The following is a 21,222-nucleotide window of genomic DNA, read 5'->3' on the forward strand; positions in this document are numbered from 1 at the left end:
CCCCGGACATCTCCCGCGCCGGGGTTTTTCTTTAGGCCTGACAGGACTCGACAGCCACATTTCAATGTTAGTATGAATTAACAACCACTAACCCCTAGCCCCTGACTGCTAACCCCTAAAAAAAAGCTGCCGGATCATCGGCATTGGTCTTATTCGTCTTCCATTTAGAGCCAAAGCTCTGGTAGACGTTGAATAAGGTATTCTTGGCTACGACATAGCTGCCGCCGACGCCCCAGGTCTTGATGTTGTTCAAGAAGACAAGAGTGTCCACAAGGTCAAATTCAGCCTGAAAAAAAATGCCCCGGCTGAGCAAGAAAGCCAAATCTGGTTCTTCACTCTGCCGCAGGCATTGTAATTTCAATTCAATCTATTTCTTCCAAAAAGCCTCTGCGTTGGCGATGTTCTGACGAATCGTCGCGCAGCAGGCTTTAAATTTTTTCAGTTCGTCGTCAGGCAAGTTGTATTCGATGACTTCTTCGATGCCGTTGGCGCCGATGACCGACGGGACACCGCAGAAGATGCCCTTTTCGCTGTATTCACCGTCCAAAGGAGCGCTGGCGGCCATGATTTTCCGTTCATCACGCAGGACGGCGCGGACCATGGTGGCACCGGTCATGCTGATGCCGTATTCCGTGCAGCCCTTGCCGGAGTACGTGACCCAGCCGGCTTTGATGGTCTGTTCCTGGACTTTGTCTTTATCGAAGACGTAGTTCGGATTTTCTTCCAATTCAGCCAAGGGCTTGCCACCAAAGTGGATCAGCGACCAGGGGACGATCTGGGAATTGCCGTGTTCGCCCATCATGTAGGCCGAGAAGGAATGGTGGTCCAGGCCGGTCTGCTGGGAAATGGCGCTGACCAGACGCGAGCTGTCGAGACCTGTGCCCGTACCGAAAACGTGCCCCTTGGGCAGGCCGCTCTTCTTGGCGATGAGGTCTGTAATGACGTCGCAGGGATTGGTGATGTTGATGATGATGCCCTTGAAGCCGCCGGCCATAACTTTCGGGATGTAGTCGGCTACCTGAGGTACCGTGAAATGCATTTCATCGTCACGGTTGCCCGAAGCGCAGAGCTTGATGTCGCCGATGGCATTGACGATGACGTCGCAGTCCGCCAGTTCTTCATAGCTGGCAATGGTATAGTTGACACGATGAGGCATAAACATAACGGCGTCCATGAAGTCCTGCCGTTCGCTGACCAGTTTATCATGGTTAACATCACAGAGCTTGACTTCGTCGGCAATGCCTAAGACCCCCAAGTTGAAGGCCACATGGGCACCGACATGGCCCAGACCGATGACACCGACGATACGTTTTTTGAAACTCATAAAAATCCCTCCTTATTCTTATTATATTTATGTTATCAGGAAATCGTCCTGTTGTCTGTTGTAAATACTACGAAAAGTAAAGTGAACTTATACTTTTTTATTTATTTTTTCGGTGTCATCTAATTCCTTATGGTCATAACCTCAAATTCCCACTCCTCTCCTGCCTTGTCACAGATGGATCCTACGCAGGCACAGTTGTCAAACTTCGCCCCTTCCGGTAAATGGATTCCCTGCGGAGGAAAATATTTTCCGGATTCTTCAACCATTTCAGGATATTCAGCCGCGTTTCATGCTTTTATTATATCTATTTTTATTGATATATCAATATATAGATTTGAAAAAATCAAAAAAAGTTGTACAATAGAGAAAAGTTATCAAATCAAGAAAGCAGGTGCTTCTACTATGACAAAAGAAGAAAAACAAAAAGCTGTCACGGCTGCCGGCAATCCAGCCAAACCGACAGGCGAAGCGGGCGAACAGATGCTGGCCCGCATGAATGAAAGCCATGCGCCCCTCACAGCCTGGGGCCTCTCGCACTTCACCTGGCGCGGCGATGAAGCCGTCCTCGACATCGGCTGCGGCGGCGGTGCCAATTTGCGCCGCATGAGCGCCCACGTGACGACGGGCCATCTGACGGGCATCGACTATTCTGCCACGTCCGTCCAGACTTCGCGCCAGACTAATGCCGCTGCCATTGCCGCCGGAAAAATGGAAATCTATGAAGGCTCCGTCGAAGCCCTGCCCTTTGCGGACAACACCTTCGATAAAATTACGACCGTCGAAAGTTTCTATTTCTGGCCTAATCCACAAGAAAACCTGAAAGAAGTACGCCGCGTCCTCAAACCAGGTGGCACCTTCCTTCTCATCGCTGAAATCTACGGCCACGACGGCCTCAGTGCTGAAGTCCGGGAAAATATCAAACGCTATCACCTCTATAACCCGACACCGGAAACCTTTGAAACCATTTTCCGCGATGCCGGCTTCCCCTCCGTCCAGGTCCACATCGAAAAAGACCACCGTTGGATCTGCATCGAAGGACAAAAAAAGCAATGACCCCTAGCGTTTTTGGCAACCATTCTGTGAAGAATCGCAGGGGCGTGCACGTGGCGCGCCCGTCTTGGCGATACAACAACCGGGATACCCGCAGCGCATAGCGGGCCGCCCAAAGCCTTTCTGGTCCCTCTGGAAGTGCAGGACAGTTGCCAGAACGTGAAGGGTTAACAATGCCAAAAAAAATCGCGGCCGGACGCCCTAACGGGCGCCGGCCGAAAAGAGTCCTAACGAAAAAATAAAAAGACCTAACTAAATTTTTTTTTGCTTCAGAGCCTAACCACCTGCAGCCAGGGAACAAGGGTAAATAGTACGGCTACGCCGCCCTTGTTCCCTGGCTGCAAGTGGTTTTCTTGTAAGGCGCAAAAAAAAAGAAAACATGGAAGGAGAGCCTCTCATGAAACAAAGAAATGTCACCTACAATTACAGCGCCTTACAAGACCTCATGAACAGCCATTCACTAACAATTTCAGTATTGGCCCAAAAAATCTCCATCAGTCCCGAATCACTTACCAAGAAACTGAACTCTCAAAGTGAATTCACACAAGACGAAATCCGAAAAATCGTGTCCCTACTCCGCATCCCTCCAGAAAAGATAACTCTCTATTTTTTCACAATTCTATAAGTCTAGCACTCACCATGCAAAAACGGGGCTATCGCATCGCGACAGCCCCTTGTGTTATGTTATTTCAATGAAGCAATTGCCATCTCTATTTTTTTAGCCTCTTTCAAGGTCCGTATATTCTTGAACAACCGAATAGGCAGGCAAATCCAGCCAATCAGCATGGCGATAAAGAATTTGATGAAAAAATATAAGACCCAACCGATAAGCGGCAATATCAGGAAAACATTCGGCGTAATCCGAGTCAGCATTTTCCAGCCAGGATAAACGCCGGCCATCATCCAAATGACTGCGATGGCGTTGAACAGCCCATTATATCCCTGGAAAGCAAAGACAAGGCCGATGATGGCGAAGACCGCTGTAATGGCAAACTCCTTGAAAACCTCATGTTTCGTGGCCTGCCAGCGTTTCAAATTACAGTCAGCACAAACAGGTATAGTCCATAAATCCATATATTCCTGGCACAACCCTTTTCCACAATCCACACAGGTCCCTACAGCATCCCGCTCCGGATGATTATAACATTTCATAGCAAAGTCCTCCTTATTTAAATCCCATGCCAGGCATCGGTAATCGCGCGCCATCCTGATTTCAACGGATGTTCCTTCATTTCACTTTCCAATACGAACCGTGTCAATCCCAAGTCCGATAGCTCATTCATGATGCCCTGTGCATAAGTCGATTCCCCTAAATTAGGCCAGCCTTTCCAGTAAATAATCGCTTTGATGCGTTCCGAATGTTTGTCGGCCAAAAAATGCAGGTGATGGCCTTGGCGATCGTAATAAGTAAGGACCATATAGTGGAACTTCTGTTGATCGCCATAGTTCGTCTTGTAATTTCTCGTTCCCTGAACCCAGAATCCCGTATCCGGATCATGACTGTACACATCTTTGCGGTCAGCAGGATAGGCCTGCCCATACACCTTGATGACTTTTTCTGCTTTATCGCCTACTTGGATGCCCTTATCCGTCATCGGACCGGGCTTCAAGAAAATCAACTGTGTCAGTGTCCCAGCGGGATAACTGTAAAAATCACCCAAAAAACCGCCGCGGCTAATCGTAATGAACATACTGTTATCAGTCTTGATGTACTGGTCATTCATCGCGTCATGTCCATAGAAACGATAGCCATTAGCATTAATGTAATCCCAAAGGGGCGTTGCATTATCATAGTCGAATTGGTTCATGACGCCGGCATCATCGACATACGCAAAGCTCACAGGACTATACATCAGACACAATAAAAATATCCCCGTTGAAATCCATTTTTTCAGCATCGTTCTCCCTCCTATTGATTTGTTATCGAAACTATTTAGTCCTAAAAAAATACAGTGACAAATCGCGTACATCCAGACGTAAAATTTCTACACATCTACGGATTTCATCCTGCGTGAACTCAGTCCGCGAAGTCAGCTTGGAATAAAGCGTAGAGCGGCTTATTTCTAACTGTTTTGCCAGCTCTTCGCGGGTAATTCCCAGTTCTGCCATGCGGCCGTAGAGTTTAGAATAATCATACGTCATATCGGTCCTCCTTTTTGATTCGAAATCTGTACTTTTCTTCACAAAAAAATAGTACTATAAAAATAGCCTATCGTCAAGGCTTTTTGCACAAAATGTTGAGATTTCTAAACGTTTATTGTATACTTGTGAAAGAAAAGGAGGTTACCCCATGGAAAATAATATTTTTGGAAAACGCCTGAAACAAGCCCTTGAATACCGCCAGATGCGCGCTGTGGACCTGGCCCGCAAAACCGGTTTGACCCGCGGTATCATCAGTTCATATATAAATGGACGTTGGAAAGCAAAACAAACTAACGTCATGCTCATCGCCCGTGCCCTACATGTCTCCGAATCGTGGCTCATGGGGTACGATGTGCGCATGGAACCAGATACCGATTCCCTGACCAGCACCCTTTCCTCCGACGAAACTCAGTTGCTATCGCTTTATCGCACGCTGGACGATACGAACAAAAAAGCCGTCCTCGATTTTGTCCGCTTCAAAAATCTTGACAATGAACAGAAATGATTAATTTCGCTGTCATATCTTCAGCGCACTTTTTCATCGCCTGCATGCGATATCGTAGGGGACGTCCCAAAGGGCGTACCGCCGTGAATCCTGTGCATAGCCGGAATTTATGACAGATAGCAAACGGTCATAATATAATCATGAGTCTGTCGCAGCGTAGCCACACCTGAGTCCGAATATCACAAAGAAAAAAGGGCCCGCGCATGATGAAACACCATCATGCACGGGCCCTTTAAATCATTCTCGGGAACTGTCCTTCTCTCTATTCTTTTTCCGTATCGCTTTTAGCTGTGATTTCAAAGGGGATACGTTGTTCCCCGACAGATTTTTTGATGAAGATGTTGATCCCTGTGGACATGCTCATGCCTACGGAATCGCAAAACTTTTCAAAGTCTTTTTTCAAATCCGCGTCGATACGGATACAAATCGTTGTCTGTGCCATGATTCCCCCCTTTTATCCATTCAGGCGAGCCAGGATTTCCTGAATCTGTTTCTTCATTTCCTGGTTTTCTTTTTCCAAGGCATCGATTCGTTTATCCTTAGCAGCATCGTCAGCTTTGATAGCCGAGATTTCCGTAGCCTGGTCGTGGATGGTCTGTGCCATTTCAGCCTTGCTGACGCCGTTGTATGCGGAGCCTTTGCCAATCTTGAGGGAGACACCGGCATTGAAGCCCGGGTCGCCGTTGCCAAGAGAAATGCCCATGTTGACCATGGTATTGGCATTCGGCTGGTAGAAGGCACCGACAGCGGCTGCATTGGCGTTACGGTAATGACCATAACCGACAGCGAAGCTTGCTTTATCAGCCGGGTCGAAATCAAGCGGATGGAGCGCTGCCAAAGCATTGCTGCCGGCTGCCGCTCTGTTGATGTTCGTATCCAGACGGCTGTACGCATTGTTCATATCGCGGTAAATCTGCTGCGTGTTGGCGGCAGTTAGGCCGTTGACGTATCCGACGTTAGCCGCACTGTTCGGGTCGTTAGCATCGCTGACAACACCGGTAATGACGCGGCCCTTGCCATCCTTGCCATTGACATCAATCTTCGTAGCCGTGCTATTGCCACCAATCTGGATGGTGTCACCTGTAGTGTTCGTGTGGATGAGGTCGCTCGTCGTCTTAAGACCGGAATCCAGAGCAGACAGGTTCTGGCCGACAGTTTGGCTGCCCTTGATGTAAGAGCCATCCTTGTCCACATGAACTTCTTTGTAGAGCGTATCACCGGAAATCAAGCCCGTATTGTCAGCAGCGACCTTGCCCGTGCCTTCGACATTGACGGCGTAGGTCGTCGGAGTCGTATCCGTGCCATCGACCGTAGTGACCGTCGTATTCTTGCCATCGACAACTTTGACAGCATTCTTAGCGATATTATGGATAGCCGTCTTGCTGGCATCCGTGAAGTTGCCATTCTTGATGTTGGTAATATCGTTGGTATTGTTCGTCACTTTCTGATTAATTTCTGCATCTGCCTTTTCACGGGCCTGCTGTTCATCATACAGCTGTTTACCATTGACGGCATCCGTGCTGCTATCGCTCAGAGTACCACCCTTGACGTTGGTGATGGTCGTACCGCCGTCACCGCCCAGCGTGACTGTTGTCTTATTGGAGTCTTCATCATACTGAACTGCATTGTCACTGAGGTTCTTCACGTTATTGGTAATATTCTGAATGGATTCGCTGTTTTTCTTGATGGCATCAGCATTGTTCTTGACCTGTGCATCGAGGGCACCTAAGTTCTGACCGGTTGTTTTACCTTCAGAAACATAATTCAGCGTCTTGCCATCCTCTGCAACAGGCTTGTTGTACTCATAGACAGTCTTGCCGGTAACCAGTTGGCCATTATTGGCTTCGATTTTGCCAGTACCGATAGCACTGCCCCAAGCATTTTCATTCTTGGTCTTTTCTGCTTCGGTTGCCGGAGTCTTGCCATCTTCACCTTTCAGATTAGCACCGATGTTGGATGCATCGACATTGGCTTTGCCTGCCAATGCCTTGTTGGTAGTATCAGCTGCACTATCAACAGCATCTTTGACAATTTTCTGTACATCACCGATGTTAGCAGCATTCGTTGTAGTTGTGTAGTTGCCGGATGCATCTGCACCACTGCCTACATGGGTGATCTTGCCACCGTTGACATCAACACTGTCATCATCGCCAAGGGTAATCTTGGCACCGGTGGTCTTGCCGCCTTCGGTCTTCTGGTTGCTGATGGATGTGATACCCGTCAGATCTTTTGCCAGCTGGACTTTCAGCTTGCCGCTGTCGCTCTTGACGCCGATGTTGCCTTCTGTCAGGTCGCCCTTCGCACCGCCGATGATATCGAGAGTGTTGTTGAGCTTCTTGTTAATGACAGTCGTATCATCACCCTTGAATTTCAGGCCGTCTTCCATGGTAGCTACCTGATGTTCACCAGCACCATCTTTGTAGACGATACGTGTCAAGCTTGTACCATCGACACCTTTTTCACCTTTGACACCATCCTTGCCATCTGTTCCATCATAGCCGTTCTTGACGGTGATATCAATGGAAGTTCCCGGCTGTCCATTTGCACCATTTATGCCATTGGTGCCAGCAGGGCCTGTCAAGCCGATATGGCCTTCTGTACCATTTTCACCATCGACAGCTTTCATGGTCACACCATCTTTGCCATCTCTGCCTTTGATGGAGATACCGTCTTTGCCGTCAATACCAACACTGGACTGGCCGTCCTGGCCACTGATGCCGATGCTGCCAGGAGTACCGGGAGCACCATTTTCTCCATCCTTGCCGTTTACAGCAATCTTTTCCACGGACATATCCTTGTCCATGAGGATTTTGATGTTGCCATTTTCATCAATTTCCGTGGTCAGGTTATCAGCCGTGTATTCATGGCCGTCTTTCTTCTCGGTGCCCTGAATCGTCACCGTATCACCTAACTTAGCCTTATAGGCAGTACCGGAGTTGGCGGCAAAGGTCAGGCCCTTGTCGGTCAAATCAGTCTGAGCAGATTTCAGCTGAGATACATTGACTGCATCAGTGTCTTTCACGCCGGCTTTCACGTTGATGATGCGACGGGTAATGCCTTTTTCTCCAGACTGGCCAACAGCTTTACCAACAGAGACAACTCCATCATTGCCATCGGTAGGAAGGATATCGCGTTTGGTAATCTGGCTGCCATAACCAAGAGCAGTGGAATTGTTGACACCGCTGGCAACACTTGCATAGTAACCAAGAGCCATATTCTGTCCGTAGCCGGCAGAAGCATTCGCACCAACAGCGATACCCTGATTAAGAGCTTTCGCCTTTTCACCTATTGCTACAGCATCGCCACCAGTTTTGGCATTATGTCCAATAGATACGGCATTCGAGGCAGTCATTTCTTGTTCTTTATCAGACGAGCCGATAATGACGTTGTTCTTCTGATTCGTCAATTTGTGGTTATCACCAATCACGATGTTGGACTGGTTGTTGTCTACACTGTCACCGCTGACCTTGTTGTTCGAGCCAATGATATAGTCATGCTTGCCATTAGTCAATTCGTTCTGGAAGCCGTCAACATAGTTGTACTGTGTTGATGTTTCTTCTGCGTAGGTGCTATCCTGACCGGTTACTTTGTTGCCGACACCGGTGACCTGCGTCATATAGGCTTTGTCAACGGAGTTGGCGCCGCCCATAACCATGACCTGAGCACCGCTGGTCGGAACTGCATCCTGCAAAGCATTTTTCAGCTGTTCAGCGTTCCCGGTTGAATTTGATATTGCTTCTGCCTTATCTTTATCGATGTCACGATAGGAATCAGTGACTGTGTTGCCTGCGCCATAGATGATTGCTGCATTGGAGTTCGTAGTCATATTGGCCTGACCCACGATACTGTTGGCTACACCGCTATATGCCTTTGTGGTGTCCGTGTTGTTATTTACATTGACAGTACCATAAGATACGGCTGCAGCGCCTTGGAGACCAGTTCCGAAAACAGCAGAATACGAGCCAACCACAGTTGATGCGACTCCATCTGTATGTGTCACATTGCCGGCTGCCAGACTAGCTGTTCCTTGCGCGCCATTATTATTTTCATTTGTGTATTGATCAAATCCTAAAGAAGGACCTACCTTTACTGAATAGTATTTGATGTTATGGTTCGGCTTTGTCAGTGCATCCGTATTGGCAGCGACCTGCTTATCAAGTGCACTCAAGTTAGCAGCTGTTGTGCTAGCTGTATGTACATAGGTACCGTCTTTTGGACGAACTTCTGTATACACCGTGCCGCCGGTTACCAGCTGCTGAGAACCATTGGTCTTTTTATCCGCTGCATTCGGATCAGCAATCTTGCCAGTGCCGATAGCTGTGCTCCAGGCATTTTCGTTGGCTGTCTGGGCTTCAGTAAGAGCCTTCTTTGTAGCATCCTCATCAACAAGCGGATTGCCGTTGGAATCAACTTTAATGGAGCCATCGTCATTCTTCCGATATACCGTATCGGCAGTCAGATTTGTACCGATATTGCCGGCATCTTTTTCAGCATACTGCTTCAGCTGTTCCATGACGACGACATCGTGGTCATCCTGGCCGTCGGCGACTTTGACAAGGCGGTTGTAGTAAGCAGAGGTATAAGGAGCTTTCTTCTTTATTTTAGGCGCCTTTGTATAATCATTAGTTGTTCCATCAATCTCATTTTGTTTCGGATTGCCTTTTTCATCGGTCAGGGTTTCCCATTCATAGGTATAACCGGATTCATCACCAGCATCATGACCAAAAGCTATTGTTCCAGGCTGATTAGCTGTAGCTTGATATCCCAAAGCCGTTGAAGCTTTGTCATAATGAATATACCTGATATCTTCAGGAGCGGCACCTGAATATGATTGATCCATAATATATTCACCGCTTTTTACATCAGATGCAATTTGGTCATATTCTTCAGCACTTATATATGTTTTTTCAACACCACTATTCGTAACTACAGATTGATTACCAGCTGCTAAGGCAAGAACTGCATCATCTCCCGTAGAACCACCTGCTACGCCAGTTGAAAGTATCCCGTTAACACTAGAATATTCTCCTCCTAGCGATGAGGCGCCTCTACCCGTTACATTATTATAAAGACCGCCCGAAGCATATGAATCTATACCGGAAGTTAAATTATGACCTCCACCTACAACTACAGAACCATTACCGCTAGCATTATTGTTTTCGCCACCAATAGCAGTAGAAAGTCCACCATTGGCTAGATTATAGTGACCACCCAAAACAGTTGAATAATATCCAGAAGAATGGTTACGATTACCACCACCAACAACAGCAGAAATATTGTCAGCAACATTATTATCACCACCAAAAATAGTAGCAAAGTTACCTTCTCCTTCTATTGTATTGCTAGTGCCTCCAAAAATAGATGACATCCGTCCCTCATTTTTATTGTTAGTTCCTCCAACGGTCATTGAATAGGAGCCTGATGCTTCATTGCGATTACCACCAATTAAGACAGCACCATCACCTTATGCTTTATTATCAGCTCCACCAACGATAATAGCATCTGTGCCGGTTTGTTGTACTTTATCTGTGGAAAGAGTTTTATTGTTAACTCCACCAACAATCAGTGCTCTTTCACTGTTTTTGTCAATATCATTATTCATGCCGCCTACAAGAACAGAATCTTTTGCATGAGCACCAAATGTAAAGTTTTTATCTCTCTCATCCCGAATCTTATTGATTGCGCCGCCGCCTATAATCAGTGAGTTTTCCCCATCTGCTTCAAAAGTAACCTTGCCCTTTCCACCGTATGTATTCCCATAGTTCTTTCCCAGATTACGTTCCAGACTAATTGTATTGCCTTCTTTTTCAAGGCCCCAGCCGGCATTGACTGTCAAATCCTTCGTCAAATCAGTTTTTACAGCATTCAGCTGTTGGCCTGTAATAGCATCAGTAGACGTAGTACTTACATCGCCATTTGCCAGACCAGTAACCTTGTGTTCGCTAACGTTGACATCGCCGCCGGAGATGGTGGTACCATTTGCTCCTAATTCAATTTTGGCACCGGTGGAGTTTGTTGTGCTCTGGCTGGTGATGGAGGTGATGCCTTTCAGGTCCTTATTCAGCTTGATTTCCAGTTTGGATGCCTGAGTCGTGCCATCCGCACTTTCTGCTGCCGGAGTTGAAACGACACCGATATTTCCTTCTGTCAAATCTTTTTCCGTTGCAGCGCCGCCCGTGATATTGAGCGTCATGTTGAGTTTTGTTGGAGTTTGGGTGTAGTCTTTCGGCACATCTTTTTGCACATCGCCGGTAAAGGTAATGCCATCATCCAGATTGGCAATGTATTCAGTTCCACTCATGGTGTTTGAATATACCAGACGTCCTTTCAGGTTATCCGGTGCGTCCGTAGCACTATGCAAATAGGTAGAATCTATTTTCCCATTAGGATCAATGTTGTTAAAGGCAATATATCCTTGTGCATTACGATTCCAGTCCTCTCCTACACCAAGGACTACGCCACGCTTTGTCCCTGAAGCACCTTCTTCACTTCCATAGTAGACGCTGACCGTAGAGCCATCAATGCTCACACGATTTCCCAAGTTACTGGCTTCAGTAGAATCGGAATACACATTCAGGCTGCCACCCTCGCCTTTAGTCGCTTCCCCAAGGACGATATCCTTGTTCAGACCGATTTTGACGTTAGAGCCATCGTTAGAAATCTTTACGTTTTTATGATCCGTTGTCCCGTTCTTTCCATCAACAGCAGGCGAAAAGTCGACAGTCTTGCCAGAGGTAATAGTTGTGGAAGAGCTGTAACCGTTGGTGCTTAGGTTCCAGCCCGTAGTCCCGATGGACTTAATGGCTTTGTTCATCTGTCCCACCGTAGCCACATCGGTAGTTTCGGTACCGTCGGCGACATTGGTAATGCGACGCTTAAGCTTAAGGTTTGCATTACCTACGGAGACGTAAGAATCATTTTTATCTGTAGATGTAGCATCTGAATAGGAACCAATGGCGATATTACCGTCTTTTGAATGAGCGTTATAGCCTAAAGCTACAGAAGCTCCCTGGATTGTCGGGTTTTCTTTTATTCCATAAGTATCATCACTTACTGTACCAGAAGTATTAGCCTTCCCTACTTCTTCTACAACTTGGCTCTCCATCTTTGAATTTTCAGCTTTTGCATTAGAGCCGATGGCAATAGAACCCCAACCGGTAGCATCAGATTGGAACCCAACAGATGTCACATAGTTGTTTTTCATCCCAGCAGGAGCATTATCCCCATTATTATATCCACTATGTTCACCAATGAATACACTGCCTTTTGACTGGCCGGCATTGCGATCACCAATGGTAACCGTCTGCTGTCCTGCCTGTGCATATAACCCCGCAGTGATGGCGCCAGGTAACTTTGCACCACCGCCCTGATAGTTCGGCAAGTCGTGCCGTGAACGATTATTAAAGATATCCGTTGCTTTATATTGATATGTTTTCCATTTCTTATCCTTATCCTTTTCCTTTTCGTCATAGTACCAATAGTAATCATTGGCTCCCACAAAATCATTATTCCGTAAGCTTTCAGTGCCGTCGGCCGCCTGCACCACTGGCATCCCTACAAACGAGAAAGCTCCCAATGCCAGCAACACAGCTGCCGTCAGGGCTGTTTTGCTTCTGACTGTATGACTTTGTGTGGTTTTGCAATGACTTTTTGCTAGTTCCGAGACGACAACGTAGCAATGTCTGGTTTTGCTGTAAATGACTTTAAATATTTTGTTCATAATTTTGCGCATCCTTTGCTTATAATGACTTCACCTTATATACCATGTAAAATTTTTTTCGATGCACCGCCTTTCACTATATTGCATTTTTATGTATTTTATATGGTCTTTTTGTGATATCATTATAGCACTTATTTTTGTTAATAAAAGGCTTACTAAAGCCATTTTGCAGCTGTGTAGACATTTATTTGTTATTACTTTTTTATTCTTTTTATTGTAAATTATTAATATTTATTTAATACTATATATTAATAAAATATTACAAAAAATTTTACAAAAAAAAGAGCATTCCATGGAAATCCTCGCTTGAGGGGTTCATAAAATGCTCTCTTTTTGTATATAGACTTGGGACAATTTCACAGGAAATCTGCACATAAAAAAGACCGTGCATGATGAAACCATCATACACGATCCCGTTAATCTGTTTCTGTCCCGAAATCCCAAAATCCGGTTCCCGTTTCCGGGTCATATTTCCGCCGAATTCGTCCGCCAAGGACGGGCCGTAGTTCGATTTCAGCCGTGTACAGAACTTCAATCGACTTGATATGCCCTGCCGCAATGTGATGTTCGCCATCTTTTTTATAAGAAAAAGCCGCGTGGGTGTGATGGAAATAGGTACCCGCATCATCAGTAACGACATTCCCAGTCAGCGAGACTAGTTCCAGCATTCCTTTCAGCTCTTGGACCTCAAAACTCCCCGTTTCCGGAATGAACGTCTGGATTTCGGCCGAACGGCAGCCGCCAATACCTGAAAAAATAGCCGATTCAATCTGTTCTTTCTGACAAATCCCTAAAATCGAACTGATAATCTCATCGCCCCGATCCAGCCGAATATAATAAGTTTCCCCAAATTTACGATAATCCATATGTCATGCCTCCTTGTAGCACACTGACCTACTGCCATTGTAAAGCCGGCACCAGAAAAGAGTCAAGGCAAGCACCATGGCGGTATTTTGGTAATTGCTCCTAAATCAATTTATTTTGTTTAGCAAGTTCCTTGATGATGGAAAGTGATAATTTGGTATACTTTGCGACTTTGTCTAAATCCACACCATCCTTGAGCATTTCCAAAGCTGATTCCAATTTTCCCTTCATCAGACCATCTTCATACAATCCTTCTCCTAAGTTGCACATGAGCTTCAAATCCCCCTCTCCTTCTTGTGTCAAATCAATCCCAAAATCATTATGCAGGGCCGTAATCTTTTCGTTGGCATTCTTTGACGATTTGAACATCAAATCAAGCAGATTTATCAGCTGGTCCTTGACTTTGCTGTTTCCCAGATAGACAAAGATGATGCCCATGAGGTCATAATTCTGACACGGTTCTTTATAGCGGTGCAGCAAATGCTGTTCTTTCAGCTGATAGCGGTTGATAGCGCTTTTTCCCTGCGGGGCTTCCATGCAAATCCAAATGGTATAGACCTTCTTTATTTTATCGTAGTCGCTATTGGTAAATTCGGTTCCTTTTTGCGAAGAAATCAAACGGCTGGCATAATAGACAGCTCTTTTTAATAAAGGATAGGTATCTCCCATTTTCTTTTTCGGGTTCAATCGTTTTTGTGCTTCCACATTGATAATCAGCGTAATAAGCTCATTCGTTTCCGGTGCCTTCGCCCGAAACAAGATATCAAAGACGATGGAGCCTTCCGTTATGCTGTTATCTTCATTCTGTGCCCCTTTGATTTTCGGTGTATCCTGTCGCTCCAAGGCGTGTCTAACCGCATTCGTTTTGTCCTTGGAAACCGGAACCGTACTGACTTCCGGCGTTCCTTCGATGTAGATATTGGCAATATCATCGAGGCTGGCCGATTCAAATTCGGGAACCGTCCGTTTCAAGATATAAGCCAGCACCTTTTTCTGTGATAAAACGCCTTTAGCTGCTTGATCGTAATCCAATGCGCCCACCAGCTGTTCCTTTACATCCTGCATTATCTCCTCATTCATCGGCTACACCTCCCTTTTTCTTTATTGTATCAAATCCAAACTCTTTATACAATCAGGGAGCCCCTCGAAAAGCAATGGTCCGCAGTCCGTAAAGGCTCTCCATAATGTCAGAACCAGATGTTGTTAAATATCACAGCGGGCCGCCCTAACCGGGACGGCCCCTACGCACAAGGCCAGAGGCCGTGTATTTTTGTAGCCAGTAAACAGAGTTCCCATTTATCGCCTGTCTGCGATTCCGTAGGGGACGTCCTGAGCAAGGTGTCCAGCTACAGCTGTCCGTTTTGGCAACCGCCCTGCGCCTTCCTCTGGTCGGCACCTGACGGGCCAAAAAGGCCGCGTGAATCCCGTGTACAGCCAGAATTTATGACGAATGGCACAGGGTTGTAATACAATTCTGAGTTTATCGCGGCGAAGCCGCATCTGAATCCGAGGAAAATCCCGTGAATCGTATTTCGTAAAGGCTCACTATTATACTCGAATGGGTTATAATCCACTCTCATAGCGGGACGCACTTTAGGCGTCCCCTACGCACAAGGCCGTTGGCCGTGCAGTTTTTGGCGACCTGCGGCCTGCGTTCTTTTCCTGTCGCCTGTATGCGATAACGAATGATACATGGCCATAATCTCATCGAGATAGGATTAACAATTTCCTAAAAAATCGAAGGTCGATTTGGGTCTAGCTTCTTCTAAGATTACGGGTCATCATTGCTCTCAGGGATAAATTGTGAGATAATTTAATAAAGATATAGATTTTGGGTAATATGCTTCAACTTGCAAGGAGATTAACTATGGAACCTGCTGTTTGTACAACGAATCTGAAACCGTTCACGGACATATTCGAGGACTTACCCTGCTGTTTTTACATCGTGCAGGCACAGGAGCCTTTTTCACTGCTTTATGCCAATGGAGAAACGCTGCGGCTCTTCGATTGCCGGAATTTGGAGGAATTTCGTCACCATATCCGTAATAACGGACGCAATGTAGTCGCCATAAATGACCAGCCCCGGTTTATGGAAGAAGTTCAACGGGAGCTGATAGAAAAACAAGGCCGTTTCGCTCATGTCCAGGCCCATTTGTTCACGCGGGAAAACCGCATCCGCTATGCGGACATATCCGGTCGCAAGGTGGATACGGAAATCTGGGGAAAGGTAATCTACTGCACCCTCCAGGAAATCGACATTCCCCAGAACGGTCATCGGGTAGACCGGGACATCCAGGACTATGTCACCCAGCATCTGGACGAAGCCCTGGAAAAGCATTGGATTCAAGTATACTATCAGCCGATCATCCGCACTTTGACGGGAAAACTATGTGGCATGGAAGCCCTGGCCCGCTGGGTCGACCCCCAGGTCGGCTTTCTGTCTCCGGCTTCTTTCATCCCGATTTTGGAACAGGTCCGTCTGATCCATCGCCTGGATACGTATGTACTGGAGGAAGTCTGCCGGATGCTGCGTCAGCGCTTGGATGAAAACCTGCCCATTACGCCGATTTCTTTTAACCTGTCCAAATACGATTTTGACAATATGGATGTCTTCACGGTAGTAGAAAATATGCGAAAAAAATATAGTCTGCCCCGCGATTTCCTCCATGTAGAAATCACAGAAAGCGTACTGGCACAGAATGCCCAGGAAATACACCAGACCATCGACCGCCTGCGGAACGAAGGCTATGAAGTCTGGCTGGATGACTTCGGCAGTGGCTACTCCTCCCTGAATGTCTTGAAGGACTACCGGTTAGACTTGATTAAACTGGATATGAGCTTCCTCCGGAACTTTACGGAAGTCTCCCGAAGTATCGTGTCCTCTGTCATCATCATGGCCAAACGGCTGGGAATCAAGACTTTGGTCGAAGGGGTAGAAACCAAGGAACAGGCAGATTATCTGGCCTCTATTGGCTGTGGCCGTCAGCAGGGTTACTATTATGGCAAACCGCAGCCCCTGACCGGCGTCTTAGCACATATGGAAGCAGAAGGCCGCACGACGGAACCTCGGAAATGGTTCCATTTCTACGACATGGCCAGTATGTCCATCCATGAAACGGACCGGACCAGCGCCCTTTACGAGATGGATGAGACAGGCTATCTCCGCTATATCTATACGAACCAACCCTATCGGGATGAAATCCGAAAAATGGGCTACAGCCTAGCGGACGTCGAAAAGAATATGAATCAGCCGAAAAAGCTGGAGGTTATCCGTACTTTCCGCACTTATATCGAATTATCCCGGAAAAGCCATCAGCTGGAAACCTACTACTATATCGACGACGGAGATTATATCGGCGTCCGAATCCGGGTAATCTGTGAAATGAACCGCCATCTGCTGATTCATACGGAGTTTCAGAACATTTCCCAAAGCACTCCCGGTCTCCAGCAGAACAAGCTGGACGCCAATCTCCGGTACTTGTACGATTTATTTGAAGATGTATACCTGATATCCCCTCAGGAGGACACGATAGAGCATCTTTACGCCAACAATAACAGCAGCCAGTTTCTCTTCCAGGGAAAGGCGCAGAATATCCAGGAAACACTCCAGCAATTTGCCCAGCAGCGCGTCTACGAAGAAGACCGGGCCAGTTACCTGGCCTTTGCCGACCTGACCACCATAAAACAGCGGCTCAGCCAAAATGCGTCGGGAAGCCTCTCCTGCTTTTTCCGTTCCAAAGATAAGCATGGCAACTACAAATGGCGGGAATGTATGGTCGTCCTGCTATACAATGTCCAGCATCCCCTGCTGCTGGTAGCCGTCCGGACAATCGATAACCCCGTGACGGTATCTGCTGTTTCCCGCGGAACCACCGATGCTCTCCCTGCCCTGCTATGGGCCAATTTCAAAAAAAATACCCGCTTCAATTATTTCTGGAAAGACAAAAATCGCCGCTTCCTGGGAGCCAGCCAGTCCTTTCTCCATCACTACGGTCTTCAGTCAGAAGAAGAAATCATTGGCAAAACCGATGAGGATATGAATTGGCATATGGATAATGCCCCTTACCGAAATGATGAACTGGATGTACTACACCAAGGAAAATTTATCGAAAATGTGCCGGGCGAATGTATTGTAAAAGGAATCCTCCACCACATCATCTGCTATAAATGGCCTATTTACCAGAATGGCCAGATTATCGGCCTGATGGGGGCCTTCTTTGATACGGATCAACTCTATCGCAAACTCCGCCAAAACTTGTCTGACCCCTTTAACGACCCCATCTCAGGCCTGCAAAACCGTCAGGGCTTCCTGAATGATTTAATGACCTGCCAGGAAACGTGGGATACAGCGCACCAACCGTATTGCCTGATTTTGCTGGAAAGCCGCTTTGACGAATATATGAAAAAATCCTATGAACTGCCGCTTTTGCGCAAACTAATCCGACAAGAAGGGCAGATTATCCAGGAAATGGCCGGAACAGATTCCACCATCTCCCGGGTCTTCAACTCCACCTTTGCCATCCTGCGCCAGGAAAAGAACCCAGAAGAATCGGAAGCCCTGGCCCAGAAAATACAGCACCGCCTCCAAGACATCCATCAAGTAGACGGCAGCCCCGTCACCATCACCTTCCACTGGAGCATCGTCCATTCCACGGACCCCCTGTTAAGAAAAGATACTACCATGAAAGCCCGCCGCTTCTACCGCCTGGCTATGAAACGATTGAGAAACGAAGATAGATAAGCCGGGGCACAGTAAGTCCATTCATCGCCTATATGCGATTCCGCAGGGGACGGCCCCTACGCACAAGGCCGTTGGCCGTGTATATTTTTTGTTCGAGAAATTTGGCAAAAATAGGCCCCCAAAAAATTTTTTTAAAATTTTTTTGTACACTTTTGGAACTTTTGAAAAAAAGAAAGCCTCACAAACGGCTTGGTTAAGCGATTTGTGAGGCTTGTTGCAACTATTCCCATTCAATCGTAGCGGGTGGTTTACTGGTAATGTCATACACGATGCGGTTGATATGGTCTACTTCGTTTACGATACGGCTGGAAATCTTATCGAGGACATCGTAAGGGATACGTGCCCAGTCCGCTGTCATGAAGTCGGTTGTGGTGACGCCGCGCAGGGCCAAGGTGTAGTCATAGGTACGGAAGTCGCCCATGACGCCGACAGAGCGATTGTTGGTCAGAACGGCGAAGTACTGGTTGATGTCGCGCTGCATGCCGGCATTGGCGATTTCTTCGCGGAAGATGGCATCGGCATCGCGGAGGATAGCCAGTTTTTCTTTGGTGATTTCACCCATGACGCGGATAGCCAGGCCCGGTCCCGGGAAAGGCTGGCGCCATACGAGGTATTCCGGCAGGCCCAATTCGGCACCGAGTTCGCGGACTTCGTCTTTGAAGAGGTTGCGGAGCGGTTCGATGAGGCCCTTGAAATCGACGACAGCCGGAAGGCCGCCTACGTTGTGATGGCTCTTGATGACGGCAGCATCGCCGGCACCGGATTCGATGACGTCGGGGTAAATCGTCCCCTGGGCCAGAAAATCGACGGAGCCGATTTTACGGCCTTCGTCTTCGAAGACGCGGATAAATTCTTCGCCGATGATTTTCCGTTTCCGTTCGGGATCGCTGACGCCTTCGAGTTTCTTGAGGAAGCGTTCCGACGCATCGACGCGGATGAAGTTCATGCCGCTGTCCTTGAAGGCCGCTTCGACTTCGTCGCCTTCGTTCTTGCGGAGCAGGCCGTGATCAACGAAGATACAGGTCAGCTGGCTGCCGACGGCTTTGGAGATGAGGGCTGCCGCTACGGAGCTGTCGACGCCACCTGAGAGGGCCAGGACGACTTTGCCGTCGCCGACGGTTTCTTTGATGTTGGCAATGGCCGTCTTGGCATAGTTGGCCATGGTCCACGAGCCGGTGCAGCCGCAGACTTCAAAGAGGAAGTTATGGAGCATTTCCTTGCCGTGTTCCGAATGGAGTACTTCCGGATGATACTGCATGGCATAGAGTTTCTTTTCCGGGTTCTGCATGGCAGCGACCGGGCAATTGGCCGTATGAGCTACGATTTCAAAGCCTTCCGGGATGGAAGCGACGTAGTCCTGATGGCTCATCCAGACGATTTCTTTTTCCTGCAGGCCCTTGAACAAAGGCGATGCCGTATTGACATCGATTTCGGTCTTGCCAAATTCGCGCATGTCGGCGTGTTTGACTTCGCCGCCTAAGGTCTGTGCCATGAACTGCATGCCATAGCAAAGGCCGAGGACCGGGATGCCGAGATGGAAGACTTCTGCTTCGATCTTCGGCGCATTGTCTTCATAGACGCTGCCAGGACCACCGGTGAAGATGATGCCCTGGGGCTGAAGTTCTTTGATTTTAGCAACGGCTTTGTGATACGGGTATACTTCACAGTATACGTGGTTTTCACGGACGCGCCGTGCAATGAGCTGGTTATACTGACCACCAAAATCGACAACGATGACGAGTTCTTTGGTATCCATTAAGTGCCTCCTCGTGAAATACTTTCTTTGACAGCGGCGGCTGCCTAAATCATTCGATTATCATATTATAACACACGAAGATGAGAGTGACTAGTCACAAAGGGGCTAATTACGTCCATTCCCGGTACAAATCTTTGAGGATGCACGCCCGGGTGATCATACCGACGACACGCTTATTGTCCACGACGGGAAGGACTTTCAAATGTTCCAGGATCATGACGGCCGCTACCTGTTCGACGTCAGCTTTGGGCGTAGCAATCATGACGTTCTTGGTCATCAGTTTCGAGCAGGGCTGGTCGAGGAGGTTCTTGAAATCCTTGGCATATTTGCCGACGCGGCTGGTATAAATCTTGGTACCGATGAAGGGCAGGCGCGGGATGTGCGGCTTCGAGCTGCGGTACATGAGGTCGGCACTGGAGATGAGGCCGATGAGATGGTCTTCTTCATCGACGACGGGCACGGCCAGGAGGCGATGCTTGATGAAAATGCGGAAGACGTCGCGGATGGGAATATCCGGCGTTACCGAGACGAAAACCTTTTCCATGACATCTTTCACGCGGACAATTGGTTTTTCTTTCATTTCTTCAGCCATGGTACGTCCCCTCCCCTTAGTCGTCGCCGTATTCGCGATACAATTCATCGAGGATGTTGCCGCGGGTAACGATGCCGACGATGTGTTTTTCCTTGACAATCGGAATGACTTTCAGATGTTCTGCAACCATGACGCCGGCAATCTGTTCGACTTCCGCATCAGGCGCAGCGATGATGACGTCTTTGGTCATCATGTCCTTGGCCGTGCAGGCCATGAGTTTCTTGAAGCCCTTGTCGTATTCACTGATGCCGTTATAATAAATGCTGGCTCCCAAAAGATTGACATAGTGCGGGACATGAGGCTTTACCTTCTTGTAGAGCAAATCGGCGTCGGTAACGATGCCGGCGAGCTCTTCCTTTTCATTGATGATAGGAATGGCCGTAATGTGATTCTTGACGAACATGTTGACTAAATCAAAGACAGACGTTTCCGGCGAAGCCGTAACGAAATTCTTTTCCATAATATCTGAAGCTGTACGTTTAGACATAGTTATCACTCCTTTTCTTATATTATAAGTATTAGACACAA

17 protein-coding genes are annotated in these 21,222 nt (G+C 47.5%); 4 read left to right on the forward strand and 13 right to left on the reverse strand.

Going from position 1 to position 21,222, the window contains the following annotated elements; all coding sequences use genetic code 11:
• Window positions 1-115 precede the first annotated feature (115 nt).
• Window positions 116-361, reverse strand: coding sequence for a hypothetical protein (locus tag C6362_RS01130; protein ID WP_014016247.1), 246 nt, complete (start codon window positions 359-361; stop codon window positions 116-118).
• 6 nt (window positions 362-367) lie between these two features.
• The gene (locus C6362_RS01135) at window positions 368-1,324 is read right to left on the reverse strand and encodes an L-lactate dehydrogenase (protein WP_014016246.1); all 957 of its coding nucleotides are present in this window, start codon (window positions 1,322-1,324) and stop codon (window positions 368-370) included.
• Window positions 1,325-1,726: 402 nt separating this feature from the next.
• Between C6362_RS01135 and C6362_RS01145 the strand changes: the two genes are divergently transcribed.
• Together C6362_RS01145 and C6362_RS12285 are read left to right on the forward strand one after the other, a co-directional pair.
• Window positions 1,727-2,377, forward strand: coding sequence for a class I SAM-dependent methyltransferase (locus C6362_RS01145; protein ID WP_014016245.1), 651 nt, complete (start codon window positions 1,727-1,729; stop codon window positions 2,375-2,377).
• A 394-nt stretch (window positions 2,378-2,771) separates the two neighbouring features.
• Window positions 2,772-2,999: a DUF739 family protein gene (locus tag C6362_RS12285; protein ID WP_014016244.1), complete on the forward strand. Its 228-nt coding sequence runs from the start codon at window positions 2,772-2,774 to the stop codon at window positions 2,997-2,999.
• Window positions 3,000-3,058: 59 nt separating this feature from the next.
• Here the strand turns inward: C6362_RS12285 and C6362_RS01155 are convergent, their stop codons facing one another.
• The 3 genes from C6362_RS01155 to C6362_RS01165 form a co-directional block, all read right to left on the reverse strand.
• On the reverse strand, window positions 3,059-3,526 hold the full coding sequence (locus C6362_RS01155) for a DUF2180 family protein (protein ID WP_014016243.1): 468 nt from the start codon (window positions 3,524-3,526) through the stop codon (window positions 3,059-3,061).
• 17 nt (window positions 3,527-3,543) lie between these two features.
• The gene (locus C6362_RS01160; protein WP_143073071.1) at window positions 3,544-4,215 is read right to left on the reverse strand and encodes a hypothetical protein; all 672 of its coding nucleotides are present in this window, start codon (window positions 4,213-4,215) and stop codon (window positions 3,544-3,546) included.
• 88 nt (window positions 4,216-4,303) lie between these two features.
• Window positions 4,304-4,516, reverse strand: a complete 213-nt coding sequence (locus C6362_RS01165) for a DUF739 family protein (protein WP_014016241.1) — start codon at window positions 4,514-4,516, stop codon at window positions 4,304-4,306.
• Window positions 4,517-4,664: 148 nt separating this feature from the next.
• On the opposite strand from C6362_RS01165, the gene C6362_RS01170 reads away from it, so the two are divergent.
• Entirely contained in the window at window positions 4,665-5,021 is a 357-nt protein-coding gene (locus tag C6362_RS01170; protein WP_014016240.1) for a helix-turn-helix domain-containing protein, read from the forward strand.
• A 262-nt stretch (window positions 5,022-5,283) separates the two neighbouring features.
• Here C6362_RS01170 and C6362_RS01175 read toward each other — a convergent pair whose 3' ends face one another.
• The 5 genes from C6362_RS01175 to C6362_RS12070 all read right to left on the reverse strand — a co-directional run bounded on the left by C6362_RS01175 (window position 5,284) and on the right by C6362_RS12070 (window position 14,685).
• Window positions 5,284-5,463 (reverse strand): type II toxin-antitoxin system RelB/DinJ family antitoxin, encoded by a 180-nt coding sequence (locus C6362_RS01175; RefSeq protein WP_014016239.1) that lies wholly within the window; start codon window positions 5,461-5,463, stop codon window positions 5,284-5,286.
• A 12-nt stretch (window positions 5,464-5,475) separates the two neighbouring features.
• Window positions 5,476-9,861, reverse strand: coding sequence for a beta strand repeat-containing protein (locus C6362_RS12065; protein ID WP_014016238.1), 4,386 nt, complete (start codon window positions 9,859-9,861; stop codon window positions 5,476-5,478).
• A 624-nt stretch (window positions 9,862-10,485) separates the two neighbouring features.
• On the reverse strand, window positions 10,486-12,741 hold the full coding sequence (locus tag C6362_RS01185) for an ESPR-type extended signal peptide-containing protein (RefSeq protein ID WP_014016237.1): 2,256 nt from the start codon (window positions 12,739-12,741) through the stop codon (window positions 10,486-10,488).
• Between the two features lie 416 nt (window positions 12,742-13,157).
• On the reverse strand, window positions 13,158-13,607 hold the full coding sequence (locus tag C6362_RS01190; protein WP_014016236.1) for a PPC domain-containing DNA-binding protein: 450 nt from the start codon (window positions 13,605-13,607) through the stop codon (window positions 13,158-13,160).
• A 100-nt stretch (window positions 13,608-13,707) separates the two neighbouring features.
• Window positions 13,708-14,685 (reverse strand): hypothetical protein, encoded by a 978-nt coding sequence (locus tag C6362_RS12070; RefSeq protein ID WP_014016235.1) that lies wholly within the window; start codon window positions 14,683-14,685, stop codon window positions 13,708-13,710.
• Between the two features lie 1,009 nt (window positions 14,686-15,694).
• On the opposite strand from C6362_RS12070, the gene C6362_RS01200 reads away from it, so the two are divergent.
• Window positions 15,695-18,346, forward strand: a complete 2,652-nt coding sequence (locus C6362_RS01200; protein ID WP_198407943.1) for a bifunctional diguanylate cyclase/phosphodiesterase — start codon at window positions 15,695-15,697, stop codon at window positions 18,344-18,346.
• Between the two features lie 220 nt (window positions 18,347-18,566).
• Here C6362_RS01200 and guaA read toward each other — a convergent pair whose 3' ends face one another.
• The 3 genes from guaA to C6362_RS01215 form a co-directional block, all read right to left on the reverse strand.
• On the reverse strand, window positions 18,567-20,102 hold the full coding sequence (gene guaA / locus C6362_RS01205; protein ID WP_014016233.1) for a glutamine-hydrolyzing GMP synthase: 1,536 nt from the start codon (window positions 20,100-20,102) through the stop codon (window positions 18,567-18,569).
• 109 nt (window positions 20,103-20,211) lie between these two features.
• Complete coding sequence (locus C6362_RS01210; RefSeq protein WP_014016232.1) at window positions 20,212-20,694, reverse strand: CBS domain-containing protein; 483 nt, start codon at window positions 20,692-20,694, stop codon at window positions 20,212-20,214.
• Window positions 20,695-20,710: 16 nt separating this feature from the next.
• Window positions 20,711-21,181 carry a CBS domain-containing protein gene (locus C6362_RS01215; protein ID WP_014016231.1) on the reverse strand — a complete coding sequence of 157 codons (471 nt, stop codon included), beginning with the start codon at window positions 21,179-21,181 and terminating at the stop codon, window positions 20,711-20,713.
• Window positions 21,182-21,222: the final 41 nt, after the last annotated feature.

The organism is Megasphaera elsdenii DSM 20460 (assembly GCF_003010495.1).
Taxonomy (GTDB): Bacteria; Bacillota; Negativicutes; order Veillonellales; family Megasphaeraceae; genus Megasphaera; species Megasphaera elsdenii.